This window comes from Youhaiella tibetensis, from assembly GCF_008000755.1.
Taxonomy (GTDB): domain Bacteria; phylum Pseudomonadota; class Alphaproteobacteria; order Rhizobiales; family Devosiaceae; genus Paradevosia; species Paradevosia tibetensis.
This window is the reverse complement of sequence record NZ_CP041690.1, coordinates 3,523,572-3,540,812: the sequence shown is the minus strand read 5'-3', so window position 1 is coordinate 3,540,812 and position 17,241 is coordinate 3,523,572. Positions and strand designations below refer to the sequence as shown.

Genomic DNA, 17,241 nt, shown 5'->3' with positions numbered 1-17,241 from the left:
CGGGCGCTAATTCCGACCAAAGTTCGCCGGGCAATCCTGAGCCGGGCAGGGGATATTCAGATGCGCGTAATCGTAATCGGCGGCGGCATGTTCGGCGCCAGCGCGGCCTACCAGCTGGCCCGCAGCGGAGCCGAGGTCAGCATCATCGACCACGTCCATCCGGGCAAGGCCACCATGGCCGGCGCCGGTATCGTCTGCCCATGGGCGACCAAGATCGACGACCCGGAGTGGTACGAGATGTATGCTGCCGGCGGCCGCTTCTACGACCAGCTCGTGGCCATGCTTGCCGAGGATGGCGAGACCGAATTCGGCTACCGCAAGGTCGGGGCGCTCGTGACCTCGTCCGATGCCGCCGAGCTGCGCTCCGCCGGCGAACGCATTGCCCGCCGCGTCGGGACGGCGCCCGAAGCCGGCGACGTGCGCCTGCTCACGCCAAAGGAAGCGCAGGGCATGTTCCCGGTGCTACGCGAAGGGCTCGAAGCCTATTTCATTCCGGGCGGCGCTCGCGTCGATGCGCGCCTGCTCTCCGCCGCAATGGTCCGCGCCGCCGTCAAGCACGGTGCGCAATACCGCAACGACTACGTGACGCTCGAACTCGCCAATGGCCGCGTGCGCTGCCGCGACGGCAGGGGCCAGCATCTGGAAGCCGATGAGGTCGTGGTCGCGGCCGGCGCCTGGGCCAGCCAGATCCTCGAGCCGCTGGGCATCACCCATCCGGTCAAGCCGCAGAAGGGCCAGATCATCCACCTGCGCCTCGCTGGCGTCGCCACCGCGCAATGGCCGGTGCTGCTGCCCATGACCAGCCACTACATGCTGACCTTCGATGACAGCCGCGTCGTGGTGGGTGCCACCCGCGAAGACGATTCCGGCTTCGACTACCGCGTCACCGCCGCCGGTCAGGCCGAGGTGCTGGCCGCCGGCATGGAAATCGCGCCGGGCCTGGTCAATGCCGAGATCATCGAGACCCGCATCGGCTTCCGCCCCGCCGGTCCCACCACCAAGCCGATCTTCGGGCGCATTCCCGGCATCGAAGGCCTGAGCGTGGGCAATGGCCTTGGCGCAGGCGGCATCTCCATCGGGCCGTTCGCCGGCAAGCTTCTTGCCGACATCGTCAGCGGCCGGACACCGGAAATGCCGGTCGCCGCCTACGCGCCGTAAGCCGCACCGGGCATCGACACCCACAACGCAGAAACACCAAGGCCCGAGCCGCACCGGCTCGGACCGCGGGGACGATTTTTCTCAACGACAAGGAAATGACTATGATCAAGCGGCATAAGAAGGCCCGCATCATGCACGCAGCCGTCGAGCATAACGGCGTGCTCTATATCGGCGGCCACGCCGCGCACGACCTCGAAAAGGGCATGGGCGACCAGACCCGCGAGATCTGCGAGAAGCTCGATGCGCTCATGGCCGAATGCGGCACCGACAAGACCAAGCTGCTGCAGGCCCGCATCTACATCACCGACATGTCCAAGAAGGAAGAGATGAACACCGCCTGGCTCGAATGGCTCGGCGGCGAAGATCTTCCGGCCCGCGCCACCATCGGCGTCGCCGACCTCGGCGACCCGCGTCGCCTGATCGAGATCGCCTCGATCGCCGCCATCGACTGATCCCGCTTCATGGAGGGTTGGCGCCAGGCGCGCCGGCCCTCCATCCCCATGACGGAACCGAACCATGCCCGACAGCACAGCACCAGCAGACGACGTCATGCGCGAGGCGCAGCGATGATCGGGTTCCTGCTGCGAAAACTGCTGGTGATCGTGCCGACCTTCATCGGCATCACCATCGTCGCCTTCGGTTTCGTCCGCATCCTGCCGGGCGACCCCATCATGCTCATGGCGGGCGAGCGCGGGCTGACCCCCGAACGTCACGCACAGCTGATGGCCCAGTTCGGCTTCGACCGCCCGCTCTGGGTGCAGTATTTCGATTTCCTCGGCAACATCTTCCACGGCGATATCGGCCTGTCGCTGGTGACCAAGAAGCCGGTGCTGCAGGAGTTCGCCACGCTCTTTCCCGCCACGATCGAACTGGCCGTCTGCGCCATCCTCATCGCGGCCCTGATCGGCATTCCGCTCGGCGTCTTGGCCGCGGCCAAGCGGGGCTCCTGGTTCGACCAGATCTCAATGAGCATCGCGCTTACCGGGTATTCCATGCCCATCTTCTGGTGGGGCCTTCTTCTCATCATCGTCTTTTCCGGGACGCTCGGCTGGACTCCGGTGGCCGGCCGCATCGGGCTCATGTACTACTTCCCCGACGCCACCGGCTTCATGCTGATCGACAGCTTGCGCTCGGGCGAGAAGGGCGCCTTCGTCTCGGCGCTGCGCCACCTCATCCTGCCCTCCGTCGTCCTCGCCACCATCCCCATGGCGGTGCTGGCGCGCCAGACGCGCTCGGCCATGCTCGAAGTGCTGGGCGAGGATTACGTGCGCACCGCGCGTGCGAAGGGCCTGGCGCCCAGGCGCATCGTCGGCATGCATGCCTTCCGCAATGCGCTGATCCCGATCGTCACGACGCTCGGCCTCCAGATCGGCGGCCTGCTGACGGGCGCCATCCTCACCGAGACGATTTTTTCCTGGCCGGGTATCGGCAAGTGGATGGTCGATTCCATCAGCCGCCGTGACTACCCGGTGGTGCAAGGCGGCCTGCTGATGATCGCCCTCGTCGTCATGTCGGTGAACCTCATCGTCGACTTGCTCTACGCCTTCATCAATCCCCGCATCCGACACAGGTGAGCCCGCGATGAGCGACACTTCCCCCGCCACCGCCGAACTTTCGCCCCGCATGGAGCGCGTGCGCGATTTCGTCCTCGGCTTCGCCTCCAACAAAGGCGCCGTGATCGGCTTCTGCGTCATGCTCGTGCTGGTCGTGGTCGCCATCTTCGCGCCCTGGATCGCGCCCTTCTCGCCATCCGAACAGTTCCGCGACGCCATGCTCGTGCCGCCGGCTTGGGTCGATGGCGGCCGCAGCGCCTACCTCTTCGGCACCGATGCGGTGGGCCGCGACATCCTCTCGCGGCTGATCTACGGCACGCGCTATTCGCTCTATGTCGGCCTTCTCGTCATCAGCATCGCCATGACCGGCGGCGTGGTCATCGGCATGGTAGCCGGCTATGCCGGCGGCTGGGTCGATACCGTCATCATGCGTGTGATGGACATTATCCTCTCCTTCCCCTCGCTGCTGCTGGCCCTGGTACTGGTGGCCGTGCTCGGACCGGGGCTCACCAATGCGATGATCGCCATCGCCATCGTGCTCCAGCCGCATTTCGCCCGTCTCGCCCGTGCCGCGGTGATGACCGAGAAGGAAAAGGAATACGTGACGGCCATCCGCGTCGGCAGCGGCGGTCCGCTGCGGCTGATGTTCCTCACCATTCTCCCCAATTGCCTCTCACCGCTCGTGGTCCAGGCGACCATGTCGTTCTCGACCGCCATTCTCGATGCGGCGGCGCTCGGGTTCCTGGGCATGGGCGCGCAGCCGCCGACGCCGGAATGGGGCACCATGCTGGCCGAGGCGCGCGAGTTCATCATGCGTGCCTGGTGGGTGGCGGCGTTCCCGGGCCTCGCCATCCTCATCACCGTGCTCGGCATCAACCTCGTCGGCGATGGCCTGCGCGATACGCTCGACCCCAAGCTGAGGAAGGGCTGAGCCATGGCGCTACTCGATATTCGCAACCTGCGGGTCTCCTTCGCCACCAATTCCGGTCGCTTCCACGCGGTCAAGGGTGTCGATATCTCGGTCGATGAAAGCGAAGTGCTCGCCATCGTCGGCGAGAGCGGCTCGGGGAAATCCGTCTCCATGCTCGCCGTCATGGGCCTGCTGCCGGCCGGCGCCCTCGTCGAGGCCGACCGCATGGCCTTCGATGGCGCCGACCTGCTGACCCTGACCGACAGGCAGCGACGACGCATCATCGGCAAGGACATTGCCATGATTTTCCAGGAGCCGATTACCTCGCTCAACCCGTGCTTCACTATCGGTTTCCAGATCGAGGAAGTGCTCAAGCTCCATCTCGGCCTAAGTGGTGCTGCCAGCCGGGATCGCGCCGTTGAGTTGCTGGAGGCGGTGGGCATTCCCGAGCCGGCCGCCAAGCTGGGGCGCTTCCCGCACCAGATGTCGGGTGGCCAGTGCCAGCGCGTCATGATCGCAATGGCCATTGCCTGCAATCCGCGCCTGCTGATCGCGGACGAACCCACCACGGCGCTCGACGTGACTATCCAGAAGCAGATTCTGGACCTGCTCAACACGCTCCAGCGCGACACCGGCATGGGCCTTATCATGATTACCCACGACATGGGCGTGGTCGCCGAAACCGCCGATCGCGTCATCGTCCAGCATATGGGCCGCAAGGTCGAAGAGGCTGGCGTGCTTGCGCTCTTTGAAAGCCCACAGGAGCCCTATACGCGGGCGCTCCTCGCCGCCCTGCCGGAAAACGCCGTTGGCGGACGCCTGCCTACCGTCTCCGAAGCGTTGGGGGAGGGCTTTGGCAATGGCTGACGACATCATCCTCGAGGCGGACAATCTCGTCCGCGATTATGGCGGCTCCGGGCTCCTCTCCAAGGGCAAGAGCGTACGCGCGCTCAAGGGCGTTTCGCTCGCTTTGCGCAAGGGCAGCACGCTGGCCGTGGTTGGTGAGAGCGGTTGCGGCAAGTCCACGCTGGCGCGCATCCTCACCATGATCGACCCCCAGACTTCGGGGAGCCTGCGCATCACCGGAAAGCCGGTCGACATCGCCCGTCACAAGCCGGACATCGAGCTGCGCCGCGCCGTGCAGATCGTTTTCCAGAATCCTTATGCCTCGCTCAATCCGCGCCAGAATATCGGCGACGCGCTGGCCGAACAGCTCTATCTGAACACCGACGATCCCGCGTCGATGCGGCGGCAGAAATCCATCGCCATGCTGGAGCGTGTGGGTCTTACGGCCGGCCATGCCCGGCGCTATCCGCATATGCTTTCGGGCGGCCAGCGCCAGCGCGTCGCGATTGCGCGGGCGCTGATGGTCAACCCGAAGATCGTAGTGCTGGACGAGCCGGTATCGGCGCTCGACCTTTCGGTTCAGGCGCAGGTGCTCAACCTGCTCAAGGACCTGCAGGACGAGCTGAGCCTGAGCTATGTGTTCATCAGCCATGACCTCTCGGTGGTGCGCTATCTCGCCGACGATGTCATGGTGATGCAGGCGGGCGAAGTGGTGGAAGCGTCCTCGCGTGACGCCATCTTCGGCGCCCCGCAGCATCCCTATACCAGGCAGCTTTTCGCGGCCACGCCTTCCACTGGCGTCGACGCGATCCGGGCGCGGCTCGATGCCAAGCGCGCCGATCCGCCCCGCAAAAGATCAACCAATCCCGCAGGCACGCCATGACCAGCACACCGATAGACAACCGCTATGCCACCAGCGAACGCTTCACGACCAACCGGGGCATTGAGGCCGAGGCGCGCCGGAAGCTGTCGCCTGTGGTCTGGAACTACCTCAATTGCGGCACCGGCGACGAAGTGACGCTGCGCGCCAACACCGCCGATTTCGACAAGCTGCAGTTCCGCACGCCGCTCTTTGCCGGCATTTCCAACCCGGATACGCGCACCAGCTTCCTCGGCCACGAACTGAGCTTTCCGGCCCTGATCGCGCCTTTCGGCGGCGGGGAGCAATTGCTCGATGCCGAAGGCCATTGCGCCACTGGCCGCGCTGCCGCCGCCGTCGGCATCCGCCAGATCGTGCCGGTCGCCGCCGCCCATAGCCTCGAAACCATCGCGGGTGCCACCGGCGTCGCGCAGATGTTCCAGATGACCTTCGTGGGCAAGGTCGATTCTGTGCTCGCCATGATCGAGCGCGCCCGCCAGGCTGGCTACCAGCAGATCGTCGCCACCTACTCCCCCATCCGCCAGTGGCGCGAGCGCATGATGGAAGATCGTTTCTCCATCGGCACGACGATGGAGGATTCCAACTATGCGCCGGGCAAGTCCGACCCCGAAATGCTGCGCGAACAGCTCGCGTTCGAGCACAAGCGCTGGGGCTGGGACGAAGCAAAGGAAGTGATCCGCAATTCGCCACTGCCCATCTTCGTCAAGGGCATCATGGAGCCGGGCGAGGCCCTGCAATCGCTGGAAGCCGGCGCTGCCGGCCTTTACGTCTCCAACTATGGCGGCCGCAGCATCGACCGCATGCCCTCCGCCATCTCGGCGCTGCCGAAGGTGCGTGCGGCGGTCGGCAACGACGTGCCGATCGTCTTCGATAGCGGCATCCGCCGCGGCTCGGACATCGCGGCGGCCATCGCACTGGGCGCCAACGTCGTCGCGCTCGGCCGCGCCGTAGGCTACGGCCTCGCTGCCGATGGCGAAGCCGGTGCCCGCCGCGTGCTCGAACTGCTCAAGACTGAGTTCTGGACCACGCTTGGCCATCTCGGCTGTTCGAGCGTTTCCGAACTTCAAGCCGCCACGCCCAACAATCCTCGCGTGGTGGTTCCGCCACTGTTCTAAGTCCAGAGGACAGGCGTCCTGAGCGCCAAGCAGCAGCGGCATCGACCCGGCGTATGGTTGCGGTCTGAATGGCACGCACAGCAGGCAGGTCTGCTGGCTCGACCTCACATGCTGCTCCTGACCGCGCAGATCGCGTTGCCGCGGCCAGGGACGTTACCGGCAATCCGCTCCTCGTTTGCGCCTATGCGGGGTGTAAGGCCTCGCACTGGGCCTTGATAAGCAGTATTTCGGCTTCATGAGTGGCGCAGAGACGATGCCAGCGCGCGACGTCCATGCTGCTGGTGCGCCATGCCGTCAGCGTCACGTAGGACTGATGCTCTGCCAGGCCGCAGGTTTCGGCGTCCATGATGCGGGCCGAAATCCGGGCTCGCATTTCCCCGGGTTTGCCAAGCCGATAGTCAACGATCATCCGTTCAGGATCTGCGTCGATCGCGACAAAACCCTCAACGCCATCAAAAAGCGAAACCCCGGCATAGATTCCGTCCCCGCCGGTTGGCTGAGTGTTCATGCAGCCGATTGACCAGCGGCCGAGCGCCACCGGATCGGCCATAAAGGCAAAGGCCATGCTGGCCGGCACGTCCAGGAGTGCTGTAACCGAATGCGAATAACCGTGCGATGGGTTCATGCGGCTGCCCTCACGATCGCGCCAAGGTTTTCTAGCAAGCGTTGGATACCGTCTTGCGTCGTGACGATTCCCGGCGAGAGCCGGAGAATGCAGCCGCGGACATCAGCATAGATATTTCTGTCGCGCAGGAGTTCCACCACTTCTGCAGGAGAGGCGCCGTCCGGCAGCCGAAGCATGATGCTGCCCCCACGCCGAGCCTCTTCAGGCGGGGTGACGAGCGTCATGCCGAGCGCGGGTGCCGCTTCGATGATTGTCTGACCGCATTCGCGGTTGTGGCGCAGTATGGAGGTGCGGTCCTGACTAGCCAGCCATCTCAGCGCTGGTACGGAGCCGGCGCAGGCCAGGACAGATGGCGTACCGTGATCGAAGCGTCGTGCGTCGGAGGCATAGGCAAAGGAATCGAGATCCCAGGAGAAGATATTTTCCTGGCTGAACCAGCCGCGCAGTTCCGGATGACATGTCGTCAAAAGAGACGGTGCGACTTGCAGGACGCCCGCACCTGGCGTTCCGCCGATCCATTTTAGGCTGGTGGAGACGACAAAATCTACCTGAGGCTCGTCCGCCCGGAAGGGCAGGAGGCCCACCCCTTGCGTGATGTCAACGCCGACTAGACTGCCCATCTTTCGACCATGAGCAACGAGGGCATCAAGGTCGCAGCGGTGCGATGCGGTGGAGGTGACAAAGGTCAGCAGCGCCAGTCCGACGCTTTCGTCCCATGCCGAGATCATGTCCTCATCCCTCACCCAGCTCTCGCCTTCCCGCAACGGCACGGTGCGCAGCGTGAACCCGAACCGCGGAGCAAGGCCGGTGAGCAGAAAATGGAGGCTCGGGAAACAATCGCCCGCCACCAGAACGGTGCGGCCATCCAGATGCTCGGCGGGCAGCGCACCGACCAGGCTGTAGAGCGCTGTCGTGACATTTTCGGCGGAAGTCAGCGTGCCCCGCGGCGCACCGATCAGATCCGACCATAGGTCGATGAACTCCTGACGCATCGCGAGGGCGGTCGCCCACTGGCTATCGTCGAAGGCACCCCAGCTTTGGCTAAAGGCCGAAAACGCGGCGGCCATGGCTTCGGCCTTGCCAGGGTACATCCCGATCGAGTGGTACAGAAAATACGCCGAACCATCAGCCGGTCCGACCCCTTGGGTGAAATTGGATTGCATCGTCATGCTCTCAGAAACCAAGTGCATTGGGCAGCCACAGGCTGAAACCAGGGAAGGCTGACACCAGTGCCAGCGTGAGAATTGTTACCAGCAGGAACGGAATGGTGGACCGCAGGAGTGGGCCGATCCCGCATCCAGCCAGTCGTTCTGCGGCGAAGAGGCAGACACCAAGCGGTGGAGTGAGGAGGCCGACGTTAAGATTGAGGATCGCGACCGCACCGAAATGCAGCGGGTCGATGCCGGCCTGCGTCGCGGCGGACGACAACAGCGGTCCGAACAGGATGATGACAGTCGTGGGATCGATGAACATCCCGAGCACCAGAAGTATGAGGTTGAACACCAGCATGGTGCCGAAATAGCCGAACCCCCATCCCTCGATCATGGAGCCGATCATGTGCGGTACGTTTTCCATACCCATGACCCAGGAGAACGCGGCGCCGCAGCCGACGATGATCAGGAGTTGACCGGAAAACATCGCCGAACGACTAAATACGTCAGCAAGCGCCGAGATCCTGATGGAACGAAACAGCACCAGCGAGACGACAAGAGCATAGGCTGCTGCCACACCGCCTGCCTCGGTAGGTGTCATGATGCCGCCGAGCATGCCAGCAAGGATGATGACGGGGATCATCAGAGGCACGATGGCATGGCCAGTCACCTTGGCGAGCGCCTTTGGCGAACGGTCCATCTCGACCCGCGGAAAGTTGTAGATGCGGGCCTGGATGGCCACCAGTATCATTTGAGCGATGCCGATCAGCAAGCCGGGGACGAGTGTTGCTGCCATCAGCGCGCCGATCGAGACATCGGTCATCGAACCGTAGATGACTGCGATCAGCGATGGCGGCACCATCGGGCCGATGATCGAGGATGACGCGGTGACCGCGGCGGCGTAGGCCGACGAGTATCCTTGGCGCACCATCGAGGGGATGAATACGCGACCGAGCGAGGCGATGTCACCGAGCGCAACGCCGGTAATCCCGGCAAACAGGATCGAAGCGCCGACATTCACCTGGGCCAGGCCGCCGCGCATCCACCCGAAGATCGCATTCGCGAAGTTGATCAAGCGGTCGGTGATCTTGCCTTCATTGACCAGCTCTCCGGCGAGAATAAACAGTGGGACGGCCATCAGCACGAACGTGTCCATGCCTTGGTAGACACGTTCAGAGGCAACCGGCATAAAGTGCCAATTGCCCGTTACGGTAACCCAGACGAGAACGGAAGCCATCATCGCCCAGGCGATCGGCAGCCCCGTAAGGATAAGGCTAACAAAGCTGACAAGTAGCGCAGTGAGCGAAAACGTCATGACTGACGTTCTCCGGCTAGAATACGCAGCACCGCAAAGACCGATGCGAAGAAGAAAGCAATCGGAAGGACGCTGTAGGGGTAGGACAGCGGAATGCGCATTCCCTCGCTTGTCTGTCCGGCGGCGAACGTCACCGTGTCAAATCCGTACCAGATCAGCACCAGGAACACTGTGAGCGAGATGACGTCGAGCAGTATCTCGAGCACCTGACGGGCGCGCGGAGAAACCGCGCCGATACCCGCAGGCACGAAGTCGATGCGAATATGGGCAGCTTCCCGCACACCTACGGCCGCGGCCAGCAATGCCATCCAGATCATGGCGTAACGGGCCGTTTCTTCCGCGAAGAGAGGCACGCTGCCGAAGGCGTACCTGGTGATGACCTGGAAGACTACAAGCGCCGTGAGGAGCGCAAGACAGAGCGCGCCGATGGCGCGCAACGCCTTTTCAACAAAATCAACGATGCGCGACATCAGACCGGTCCTTATTCGGCGGCCTTGGCAGCAGCGATAGCCTGGTCTATCAGCTCGAGTGTATCGACGTTGTCCTTGAGCCATGCGATGGCGGCGGGCTGCATGATGTCTCGGAAAGCCTCTTTTGCCGACGCGTCGAGTTCTACCATCGTCACCCCGTGATCCTTGGCGAAGCTGATTGCTGCTGCTTCGACCTCGCGCGACTTGGCGCGGTTGAAAGCGATAGCCTTGGTTGCGGCATCGGTGATTACCTTCTGTTTTGCCTCGTCGAGACCAGCAAAGAAGGCGTCGTTGATACCGAGCGGACCGAAGGCGTAGGTGTGGCCGGTCAGTGTCAGGTTCGGCTGCACTTCATAGAGCTTGACCAGGTTGAAGACCGAGACCGAATTGTCCTGGCCGTCGACAACGCCGGTCTTGAGTGAGGTATAAAGTTCGCTGAAGGCGATGGGAGCGGGCGACGCGCCGAGCGCCTCGACCGGAATGGTGGCGAGCGGGCCGAGCACGCGGACCTTCAAGCCCTTCATGTCCTCCGGCCCCTTGATCGGCCTGGTCGCACTGAAGTGCTTGAAGCCGCCGGATTCCCACCAGCCCAACACCCTGATGCCCGTCTTCTTGCGCACGTCTTCAGCCAGCGCCTGCCCGAAGGGACCGTCAAACACCGTCCACGCTGCCTTCTCAGACGAGAACAGGTACGGCATGTTGAGAATCTGGACGTCGCGGTGGATCGTGGCGTAGTTGCCGTCGGCGGCATCGGTCATCTGGATGACACCGCGCCGCATTTGATTCAGGCGTTCATTGGGAGCGCCGAGTGCGCCAGCATAGACCAGATCGACGGTCATATCCGAATTGGCTTCGACTTCCGCCTTGAAGGTTTCATACATGCCGTTGACGAAGTCGAAACCTGAGGCGTTTTGCGCCAACGACAGGCCAACCTTGATTTCCTGGGCCGCCGAAAAGTTAGCCCCGGCCAGGATAAACGCGCTGGCGACCAGCGCGGATTTGAGTATCGATTTCATGGAATGCTCCCCTTTGGTTGGACCTCGGTATCCCGAGACCCCTGTTGCCGCGGACCCCTCAGCCCAGCATGTCGGCAACTAGATGAATTCGAAGCGAGATGAGCGCGTACCGACGCATCGCCGTTGCCCCGAAACTTGAAGGATAGTGAGTCCTCGCGCGGGCATAAGACGAGCAATAATTATCCCTATTACCTTTGGCTATCGTCAGCTCGGGGCTCCCGCGCGAGCCTGCGGGCGGCACTAGTGAAGTCGGCAGCGAGCGCGGCCGCAGCTGGTGTGAGGACACCAGCGCGCCGCCGGATGAGGCACAACTCCGCACCATTAAGTCTGTCTTCGATCGGTACTTCGACAACGCCCGCGAGGGTGGCAATGTTGGGCACCATTTCGCTTGGAATGAGGCCGATGAGTTCACTGGTCGCCACGGTCATGATCATCGCGGTGAAGGTTTCGCAAGTCAGGCGGCAGGTCGGCGGCTGCAATCCCAGCCGTTGCGCCGCGGCCTGCAAGGCCTGCGCAGAAGCACTCTCTTGTGTTGGCAAGACCCACTCGGCAGCGGCGAGCGCCTCTAGGCTCCTGGTTTCAGCCAGATGATGACCGCGTCTGACGACAGGCGACAGGCGGGTCGCCATCAGCGGCTCGCGGATCAGGTCCTCGGGCCAGCTGGTTATCGGAGCAGGTGCAATGGCGAAATCGAGGGATCCCTCGCGGACTTGCGGCAGGAGGAAAGGGTAGGCGCTGGCCGCGACCCGAAGGTTCACGTCGGGCCATTTTCGCCGGAAGACGTGCAAAACCTTAGGCAGGAGCAGAGTACCGGGCAGGTGCGAGACGGCAATCGAGATCGAACCGCGCTGCTGACCCTTGATCTGATCAAGAGCCTCGATGCAGCTTTTCAGTTCCGCATCGATGAGGCGCGCGCGAGTCAGCAACGCCTGGCCGTATTCCGTGAGTTCGGCCCCGTGAACCGAACGATCGAATAGCCTGACGTCCAGGTCGGCCTCCAGCCGTTGCAAGGCCTTTGTCACGGCCGGTTGCGTAACGCCCAGGGCGCGTGCGGCAGCATGCTGGCTACCGCTGTCGACGATGGCGAGAAATATCCTGAGCGGGTTCAGTTTCATCTCGACGGTCTTCTTCCCAATTGACTGATGCGCTGGCGCCGAGATCAGACACGACATTTGGCGAACCACCGGAGCACAAGTAGATCGTCCAAAATGTAAGTCGCTTCAAGCTCCCGCCAACGGCCCTCGATTTGCCGATCTTGCCGAAATTTGACGTGCCCGCACAGCGGCAGGCACTTGAGATGTCCAACGCGCGCAAGTCATTTTCTCGCCGCGTGCAACGCAGCTTGCCCCGGGGCGCAGTCACGTAAGTTGACATTGGAGACGCCGTGGAGGTGGGTGCTGCCCGCCCGTCCAGTCGTCCGATGGACGCGCGCAGGCATGGAGTGCCGGGGTTGCATTCCGGGTTGCAGCAGCCGTGGGCTTGCAATCCCTTTGTGAGAGTTCAAATGCGGCGGCAGGAGTTGCCCGGGACGAATTTGGGGGCGAGGACGAAATCCTGGGGGGGCTCGTCGGCGGCGGCGGGGCTGGTGATGCGGTGGAGAAGGCGGCGGGCGATGATGCCGCCGAGCTTGAGGGTGTCCTGCACCACCATGGTGATGCGCGGTGTGATGACGTTGCTCCACTGCACGTCATCGATCATGGCCAGAGAGATGTCGCCCGGGCAGTTGAAGCCGAGCTCCTGCATGGCCTGGAGCGCGGCGAGGGCCACGGCGTTGTTGGCGCCCAGTATCGCGGTGGGGCGCTCGGGCTGGATGAGGAGGCGCATGGCCGCCTCGTATCCCGCCGAACGCGTGAACTGGCCATCCACCACATAGTTGGGGTTCACCTCGACTCCCGCGCTGGCCATGGTTTCGACGAACCCGCGATAGCGCTCGGAAGCCGTGTGCATGTGCTGGGGGCCGGCGATGAAGGCAATGCGCCGGTGGCCGAGCTGGAGCAGGTGTTCGGTCAGCATCGCCCCGGCCAGGTAATTGTCTGAGCCGACGAAATCTCGCTCGATGCCGCGCACCTTCTGGTCGAAGCAGACGATGGGTATCTTGAGGCCTTCCACGAAGTTCACGTAGTCCGGGCCGAACGAGGACGGCGAGAGGGCGAGCCCCGCGATCTTGAGGCCGATCAGGTGCTCCACTAGCGCCTGCTCGCGGTCGGGCTTGCCGGAGGAATCGGTGATGAGCACGAAGTGATCGTGCTCGAGCGCGTAGTTCTCAAGCTCGCGCCGGATGTCGCCGAAGAACGGGTTGCCGACATTGCCGACTACGAAGCCGATCATGCGGCTGCGGCCCTTGGCGAGGCTCTGCGCGAGAGGGTCGGCGACATAGCCCACGGCGGCCACGGCATCCCGGATCCGCTCCAGGGTTTTCTGGCTGACGCGGCCCGGATTGCTCAGCGCCAGGGAGACCGTCGAAACGGAGACCTCGGCTAATTTGGCGACATCTCGAATGGTGGCCATTGATTTCTCGAACCGCTTCTACGGCCTATTTGCCGCCATAGACGCCTCAACCCCTTAACCTTTTCGAGGAAGTAACTACCATTTGCAGCCCTTTATGCAATGGCAAATGTTACCGCGCAGGGGAAGCCAGATTCCATCTTGACTTCGCGCGCCCCTGCTAACAGGATAATAATCGAACCGGTTCGATAACCGGCAAGAGGAGGACGAGTTGGATAAGGCTTTCACAGCCAGCAGCGATGCCACGGACGGCAAGGCCTGGTTCACGAACGAACGTTTCGGGATGTTCATTCACTTCGGGCTCTACGCGCTGGCGGCGCGCCACGAATGGGTGCAGCACCGCGAGGAGATATCCAGCCAGGATTACGCCAAGTATTTCGAGAACTTCGATCCCGATCTCTACGATCCGCGCGAATGGGCGCGCCGGGCCCGCGAAGCGGGGATGAAATACGTCGTCCTCACCGCCAAGCACCATGAAGGCTTCTGTCTCTGGGACAGCAAGTTCACCGACTACAAGGCCACCAACACCCCTTACGGCAAGGACTTGCTCAAGCCTTATGTCGAGGCTTTCCGGGCCGAGGGCCTCAAGGTCGGGTTCTACTATTCGCTGATCGACTGGCACCACCCGGAATTCCCGATCGACGGCATCCATCCGCTGCGCAACCATCCCGATGCGCTCGAGATGAACAAGACGCGCGACGTGCGCAAATACGCGCAATACATGCGCGACCAGGTCACCGAGCTGCTGACCAATTTCGGCGAAATTTCCGTCATCTGGTTCGATTTCAGCTACCCCAAGCGCGAGTATCGCGGCATGCCCGGCAAGGGGCGTGGGGACTGGGAAAGCGAGGAACTGATCGGGCTCGTGCGCAAGTTGCAGCCCAACATCATCGTGGGCGACCGCCTGGACCTGCCCACCGACGGCAACTTCCCCAAGGACCTGGCGACGCCCGAGCAATATACGCCGCGCGTGGCGCCCACCATCAACGGCAAGCCGGTGCGCTGGGAAGTCTGCCACACGTTCTCGGGCTCCTGGGGCTACCACCGCGACGAGAGTACGTGGAAGGACGATCCGCAGCTCATCAACATTCTCATCGATACGGTTTCGCTCGGCGGAAACCTGCTGATGAACGTGGGGCCGACCGCCCGCGGCACGTTCGACGCCCGCGCCAACAAGGCGCTCGAAACCTATCGCGACTGGATGCATCTCAACGGTCGTTCGATCTACGGGGCAGGGCCATCCGAATACAAGGCGCCCAATGGCTGCCGCTTCACCCAACGCGGCAACCGGCTCTACCTCCACATCCAGAATTGGCCGTTCCGGCACGTCCACATCGAAGGGCTGGGGCGCAAGATCAAGTACGCCCAGTTCCTGCACGACGCCAGCGAGATCCAGTGGCTCGATCCGGATGCCGAGGTCGATTCCAACATCGGCGTGGCGGTGGGCGACGGCATGCTCACGCTCGAACTCCCCGTCATCAAGCCCGATGTCGTGGTGCCCGTGGTCGAGTTGATCCTCAAGGACTGATGGAGCGCCAAGGCACAGTACCGGGTGTTGCCATGAGCCGAGAGGCTGAACTCATCGCGATCATGACGCCGCTGCTGGCGGACCTGGCCGAGGACGGACGCGGCGCCGTCGCTCTGGCCGGGTCGCGCGGCAAGCGGCGGTCCGACCTCAAGTCGGACTATGATTTCCGCGTCTATGCCGACGCCTATCGCGGGCCAGAGGTGCGCGAGAGCGTACAATGGAAACGGTTCGAGGCGGCTATGCACGACTGGGTCGCCGAAGGCTTCCGCATGGATGGGGTCTGGATGCGCAGCTATGCGGGCGTCCGGCGCGACCTCGATGCCTGGATTTCCGGCACGGCCGTGCCCAAGACCTTCGAATGGACGATCTGGGGTTACCACCTGCCCACGGATCTGGCCAACCAGCAGATCATTTTCGATCCGCAGGGGCTGCTCGCAGACTGGCGCGGGCAGTTGGCCACCTATCCGGAGACGCTGCGCGCCTCGATCCTGCGCCAGTACGGGGAAATTCTCCAATACTGGGCGGCCGACTATCACTACGAAAGCAAGGTCGCCCGGCGTGACCTCGTCTTTCTCGTCGGGCTCACCGGCAAGCTCGCCAATGCGATCCTGCAAGTCGTCTTCGCGCTCAACCGGGTCTATTTCCCCGGCGACGGCTGGAACCTGCCGATGGCCGCCGAGCTGGAGCGGCTGCCACCCGATTTTCTTTCACGCATGACCTCCATTCTCGAGCCCGGCCACGATGCCGATGCCTGGGGGCGCCAGCGTGCCGAACTCATCGCCATGATCGCCGATCTGGAGGTGCTGGCCGCGGCCTGAGGAGGGGCCGCTTCCAAGCCGGGCGACAAGCCCGGGTCACTAAGAACGACTACCGATAATCACAAAGTCACCGAGGAGAGACCCGTTATGAGACTATCGATTGTTCTTGCTGCAGCGGCGATGGCCGGCAGCTCCCTGTTCGCCATCGGCGCCGCCCATGCCCAGGACCAGGTCAACCTGACCTGGCAGATGTGGGGCGACGAGAAGGATACCGCGCTCTGGCAGAGCCTTGCCGACCTGGTCACCGCCGAATACCCCAACATCAAGGTTACTCCGCAGATCTCAGGCTGGAACGACTACTGGACGCGCCTGCCGGTGCTCGCCTCGTCGGGCCAGATCGGGGACCTGGTGGCCATGCAGTCCATGCGCATGCCCAGCTTCTACAGCCTGCTCGAGCCGCTCGACGCGCACTTTGCCTCCGACAAGTTCGACACGTCGGTGTTCGAATCCTCGATTATCAAGGGGCTCTCCTACGACGGCACGCAATATGCGCTGCCCTATGACGTGGGCCCGTGGATCGTCTTCTACAACCACGACAAGTTCGCCGAGGCAGGCCTGGCCGACCCGGCCATGGACTGGACGTTCGATGACTTCAAGGCGGCCGCCGAGAAGCTCACGAGCGGCGACAATTACGGCTATGCCGTGCAGGCCTTCGACTTCATCGCCGCCCCGGTTGCCCTGGGCGCGGAGTACTTCAACGACTCCGACCAGTTCGACCTGACCAATGCCGGCTATGAAGGCGCGGTGGGCAAGTATGTCGACCTCGTCGCCAAGGACAAGGCTTCGCCGGTCTTTGCCTCGGGCACCAATGCCGCCACCGCCAGCGGCCGCTTCGCCTCGGGCAATGCGGCCATGTATATCGATGGCCCCTGGTCGCTGATCTCGACCAAGGATGCGGTCAACTTCAAGATGGGCGTCGCCCCGTTGCCGCGCGGCGAAGGCGCTTCGCGCTTCATCACCGCAGGTTCTGGCTGGGGCATCTCGGCCGCCAGCCAGCACAAGGACGAAGCCTACAAGGCTCTGCAGGTGCTGACGGGTCCGAAGGCCGCCCAGATCCTGGCTTCTGCCGGCCGCGCGCTGCCCGGCCGCCTCGCCGAGCAGACCTACTGGTACGACGTGGCCGCCAAGGATGTGAGCAGCACTCGCGAGACGCTGGAATATGCGTTCGAGCACTCGACCCCGTTCCGCATCAACGAGAACTGGAACGAGTTCGAGAACCTGATCACCCAGTACATGCCGCTGGCATTGACCGGTGAGAAGACCACCGACGCGACGCTCTCGGACATCCAGAGCCAGTTGCCGTAAGCTAAGCCGCCCGGCTGGCCAGTCCGGCCGGGCGACCGACACTGCC

The 17,241-nt window shown here is 63.3% G+C and carries 17 protein-coding genes; 10 read left to right on the top strand and 7 right to left on the bottom strand.

Going from position 1 to position 17,241, the window contains the following annotated elements:
• Positions 1–60: 60 nt before the first annotated feature.
• The 7 genes from FNA67_RS17330 to FNA67_RS17300 all read left to right on the top strand — a co-directional run bounded on the left by FNA67_RS17330 (position 61) and on the right by FNA67_RS17300 (position 6,462).
• Complete coding sequence (locus FNA67_RS17330; RefSeq protein WP_147657232.1) at positions 61–1,158, top strand: NAD(P)/FAD-dependent oxidoreductase; 1,098 nt, start codon at positions 61–63, stop codon at positions 1,156–1,158.
• Positions 1,159–1,259: 101 nt separating this feature from the next.
• Positions 1,260–1,610 (top strand): RidA family protein, encoded by a 351-nt coding sequence (locus tag FNA67_RS17325; RefSeq protein ID WP_147657230.1) that lies wholly within the window; start codon positions 1,260–1,262, stop codon positions 1,608–1,610.
• Between the two features lie 114 nt (positions 1,611–1,724).
• Positions 1,725–2,732: an ABC transporter permease subunit gene (locus tag FNA67_RS17320; RefSeq protein ID WP_147657227.1), complete on the top strand. Its 1,008-nt coding sequence runs from the start codon at positions 1,725–1,727 to the stop codon at positions 2,730–2,732.
• 7 nt (positions 2,733–2,739) lie between these two features.
• The gene (locus FNA67_RS17315) at positions 2,740–3,642 is read left to right on the top strand and encodes an ABC transporter permease subunit (RefSeq protein ID WP_147657225.1); all 903 of its coding nucleotides are present in this window, start codon (positions 2,740–2,742) and stop codon (positions 3,640–3,642) included.
• 3 nt (positions 3,643–3,645) lie between these two features.
• Positions 3,646–4,488, top strand: coding sequence for an ATP-binding cassette domain-containing protein (locus tag FNA67_RS17310; RefSeq protein ID WP_082202220.1), 843 nt, complete (start codon positions 3,646–3,648; stop codon positions 4,486–4,488).
• Positions 4,481–5,350: an ATP-binding cassette domain-containing protein gene (locus FNA67_RS17305; protein WP_147657223.1), complete on the top strand. Its 870-nt coding sequence runs from the start codon at positions 4,481–4,483 to the stop codon at positions 5,348–5,350. The genes FNA67_RS17310 and FNA67_RS17305 overlap by 8 nt, the downstream gene beginning before the upstream one ends.
• Positions 5,347–6,462 carry an alpha-hydroxy acid oxidase gene (locus tag FNA67_RS17300; protein ID WP_147657221.1) on the top strand — a complete coding sequence of 372 codons (1,116 nt, stop codon included), beginning with the start codon at positions 5,347–5,349 and terminating at the stop codon, positions 6,460–6,462. The genes FNA67_RS17305 and FNA67_RS17300 overlap by 4 nt, the downstream gene beginning before the upstream one ends.
• Positions 6,463–6,643: 181 nt before the next feature.
• Here the strand turns inward: FNA67_RS17300 and FNA67_RS17295 are convergent, their stop codons facing one another.
• The 7 genes from FNA67_RS17295 to FNA67_RS17265 form a co-directional block, all read right to left on the bottom strand.
• Entirely contained in the window at positions 6,644–7,087 is a 444-nt protein-coding gene (locus FNA67_RS17295; protein WP_147657219.1) for an SRPBCC family protein, read from the bottom strand.
• A complete protein-coding gene (locus tag FNA67_RS17290) occupies positions 7,084–8,250 on the bottom strand; it encodes an aminotransferase class V-fold PLP-dependent enzyme (protein ID WP_147657217.1) in 1,167 nt (388 codons plus the stop codon). Before FNA67_RS17290 ends, FNA67_RS17295 begins: the two co-directional genes overlap by 4 nt.
• 10 nt (positions 8,251–8,260) lie before the next feature.
• Positions 8,261–9,553 carry a TRAP transporter large permease gene (locus FNA67_RS17285; protein WP_147657215.1) on the bottom strand — a complete coding sequence of 431 codons (1,293 nt, stop codon included), beginning with the start codon at positions 9,551–9,553 and terminating at the stop codon, positions 8,261–8,263.
• Positions 9,550–10,023, bottom strand: a complete 474-nt coding sequence (locus FNA67_RS17280) for a TRAP transporter small permease (RefSeq protein WP_049706321.1) — start codon at positions 10,021–10,023, stop codon at positions 9,550–9,552. Before FNA67_RS17280 ends, FNA67_RS17285 begins: the two co-directional genes overlap by 4 nt.
• 11 nt (positions 10,024–10,034) lie before the next feature.
• The gene (locus tag FNA67_RS17275; RefSeq protein ID WP_147657213.1) at positions 10,035–11,039 is read right to left on the bottom strand and encodes a TRAP transporter substrate-binding protein; all 1,005 of its coding nucleotides are present in this window, start codon (positions 11,037–11,039) and stop codon (positions 10,035–10,037) included.
• Positions 11,040–11,227: 188 nt separating this feature from the next.
• The gene (locus FNA67_RS17270) at positions 11,228–12,211 is read right to left on the bottom strand and encodes a LysR substrate-binding domain-containing protein (protein ID WP_147657211.1); all 984 of its coding nucleotides are present in this window, start codon (positions 12,209–12,211) and stop codon (positions 11,228–11,230) included.
• A gap of 328 nt (positions 12,212–12,539) precedes the next feature.
• Complete coding sequence (locus FNA67_RS17265; protein ID WP_049706318.1) at positions 12,540–13,547, bottom strand: LacI family DNA-binding transcriptional regulator; 1,008 nt, start codon at positions 13,545–13,547, stop codon at positions 12,540–12,542.
• Positions 13,548–13,755: 208 nt separating this feature from the next.
• Here FNA67_RS17265 and FNA67_RS17260 point away from each other — a divergent pair, with 208 nt between their 5' ends.
• From FNA67_RS17260 to FNA67_RS17250, 3 genes are all read left to right on the top strand, one after another.
• The gene (locus FNA67_RS17260) at positions 13,756–15,072 is read left to right on the top strand and encodes an alpha-L-fucosidase (protein WP_049706317.1); all 1,317 of its coding nucleotides are present in this window, start codon (positions 13,756–13,758) and stop codon (positions 15,070–15,072) included.
• 32 nt (positions 15,073–15,104) lie between these two features.
• The gene (locus tag FNA67_RS17255) at positions 15,105–15,890 is read left to right on the top strand and encodes a DUF4037 domain-containing protein (RefSeq protein ID WP_147657209.1); all 786 of its coding nucleotides are present in this window, start codon (positions 15,105–15,107) and stop codon (positions 15,888–15,890) included.
• 87 nt (positions 15,891–15,977) lie between these two features.
• Positions 15,978–17,195 carry an ABC transporter substrate-binding protein gene (locus FNA67_RS17250; protein WP_147657207.1) on the top strand — a complete coding sequence of 406 codons (1,218 nt, stop codon included), beginning with the start codon at positions 15,978–15,980 and terminating at the stop codon, positions 17,193–17,195.
• Positions 17,196–17,241 lie beyond the last annotated feature (46 nt).

Excerpts from the sequence above, each read along its gene's own strand:
- FNA67_RS17310 (WP_082202220.1), top strand. The coding sequence starts at position 3,646 with ATGGCGCTACTCGATATTCGCAACCTGCGGGTCTCCTTCGCCACCAAT.
- FNA67_RS17330 (WP_147657232.1), top strand. The coding sequence starts at position 61 with ATGCGCGTAATCGTAATCGGCGGCGGCATGTTCGGCGCCAGCGCGGCC.
- FNA67_RS17325 (WP_147657230.1), top strand. The coding sequence starts at position 1,260 with ATGATCAAGCGGCATAAGAAGGCCCGCATCATGCACGCAGCCGTCGAG.
- FNA67_RS17300 (WP_147657221.1), top strand. The coding sequence starts at position 5,347 with ATGACCAGCACACCGATAGACAACCGCTATGCCACCAGCGAACGCTTC.
- FNA67_RS17315 (WP_147657225.1), top strand. The coding sequence starts at position 2,740 with ATGAGCGACACTTCCCCCGCCACCGCCGAACTTTCGCCCCGCATGGAG.
- FNA67_RS17270 (WP_147657211.1), bottom strand. The coding sequence starts at position 12,211 with ATGTCGTGTCTGATCTCGGCGCCAGCGCATCAGTCAATTGGGAAGAAG.
- FNA67_RS17255 (WP_147657209.1), top strand. The coding sequence starts at position 15,105 with ATGAGCCGAGAGGCTGAACTCATCGCGATCATGACGCCGCTGCTGGCG.
- FNA67_RS17265 (WP_049706318.1), bottom strand. The coding sequence starts at position 13,547 with ATGGCCACCATTCGAGATGTCGCCAAATTAGCCGAGGTCTCCGTTTCG.
- FNA67_RS17290 (WP_147657217.1), bottom strand. The coding sequence starts at position 8,250 with ATGCAATCCAATTTCACCCAAGGGGTCGGACCGGCTGATGGTTCGGCG.
- FNA67_RS17285 (WP_147657215.1), bottom strand. The coding sequence starts at position 9,553 with ATGACGTTTTCGCTCACTGCGCTACTTGTCAGCTTTGTTAGCCTTATC.
- FNA67_RS17275 (WP_147657213.1), bottom strand. The coding sequence starts at position 11,039 with ATGAAATCGATACTCAAATCCGCGCTGGTCGCCAGCGCGTTTATCCTG.
- FNA67_RS17280 (WP_049706321.1), bottom strand. The coding sequence starts at position 10,023 with ATGTCGCGCATCGTTGATTTTGTTGAAAAGGCGTTGCGCGCCATCGGC.
- FNA67_RS17305 (WP_147657223.1), top strand. The coding sequence starts at position 4,481 with ATGGCTGACGACATCATCCTCGAGGCGGACAATCTCGTCCGCGATTAT.
- FNA67_RS17295 (WP_147657219.1), bottom strand. The coding sequence starts at position 7,087 with ATGAACCCATCGCACGGTTATTCGCATTCGGTTACAGCACTCCTGGAC.
- FNA67_RS17250 (WP_147657207.1), top strand. The coding sequence starts at position 15,978 with ATGAGACTATCGATTGTTCTTGCTGCAGCGGCGATGGCCGGCAGCTCC.
- FNA67_RS17320 (WP_147657227.1), top strand. The coding sequence starts at position 1,725 with ATGATCGGGTTCCTGCTGCGAAAACTGCTGGTGATCGTGCCGACCTTC.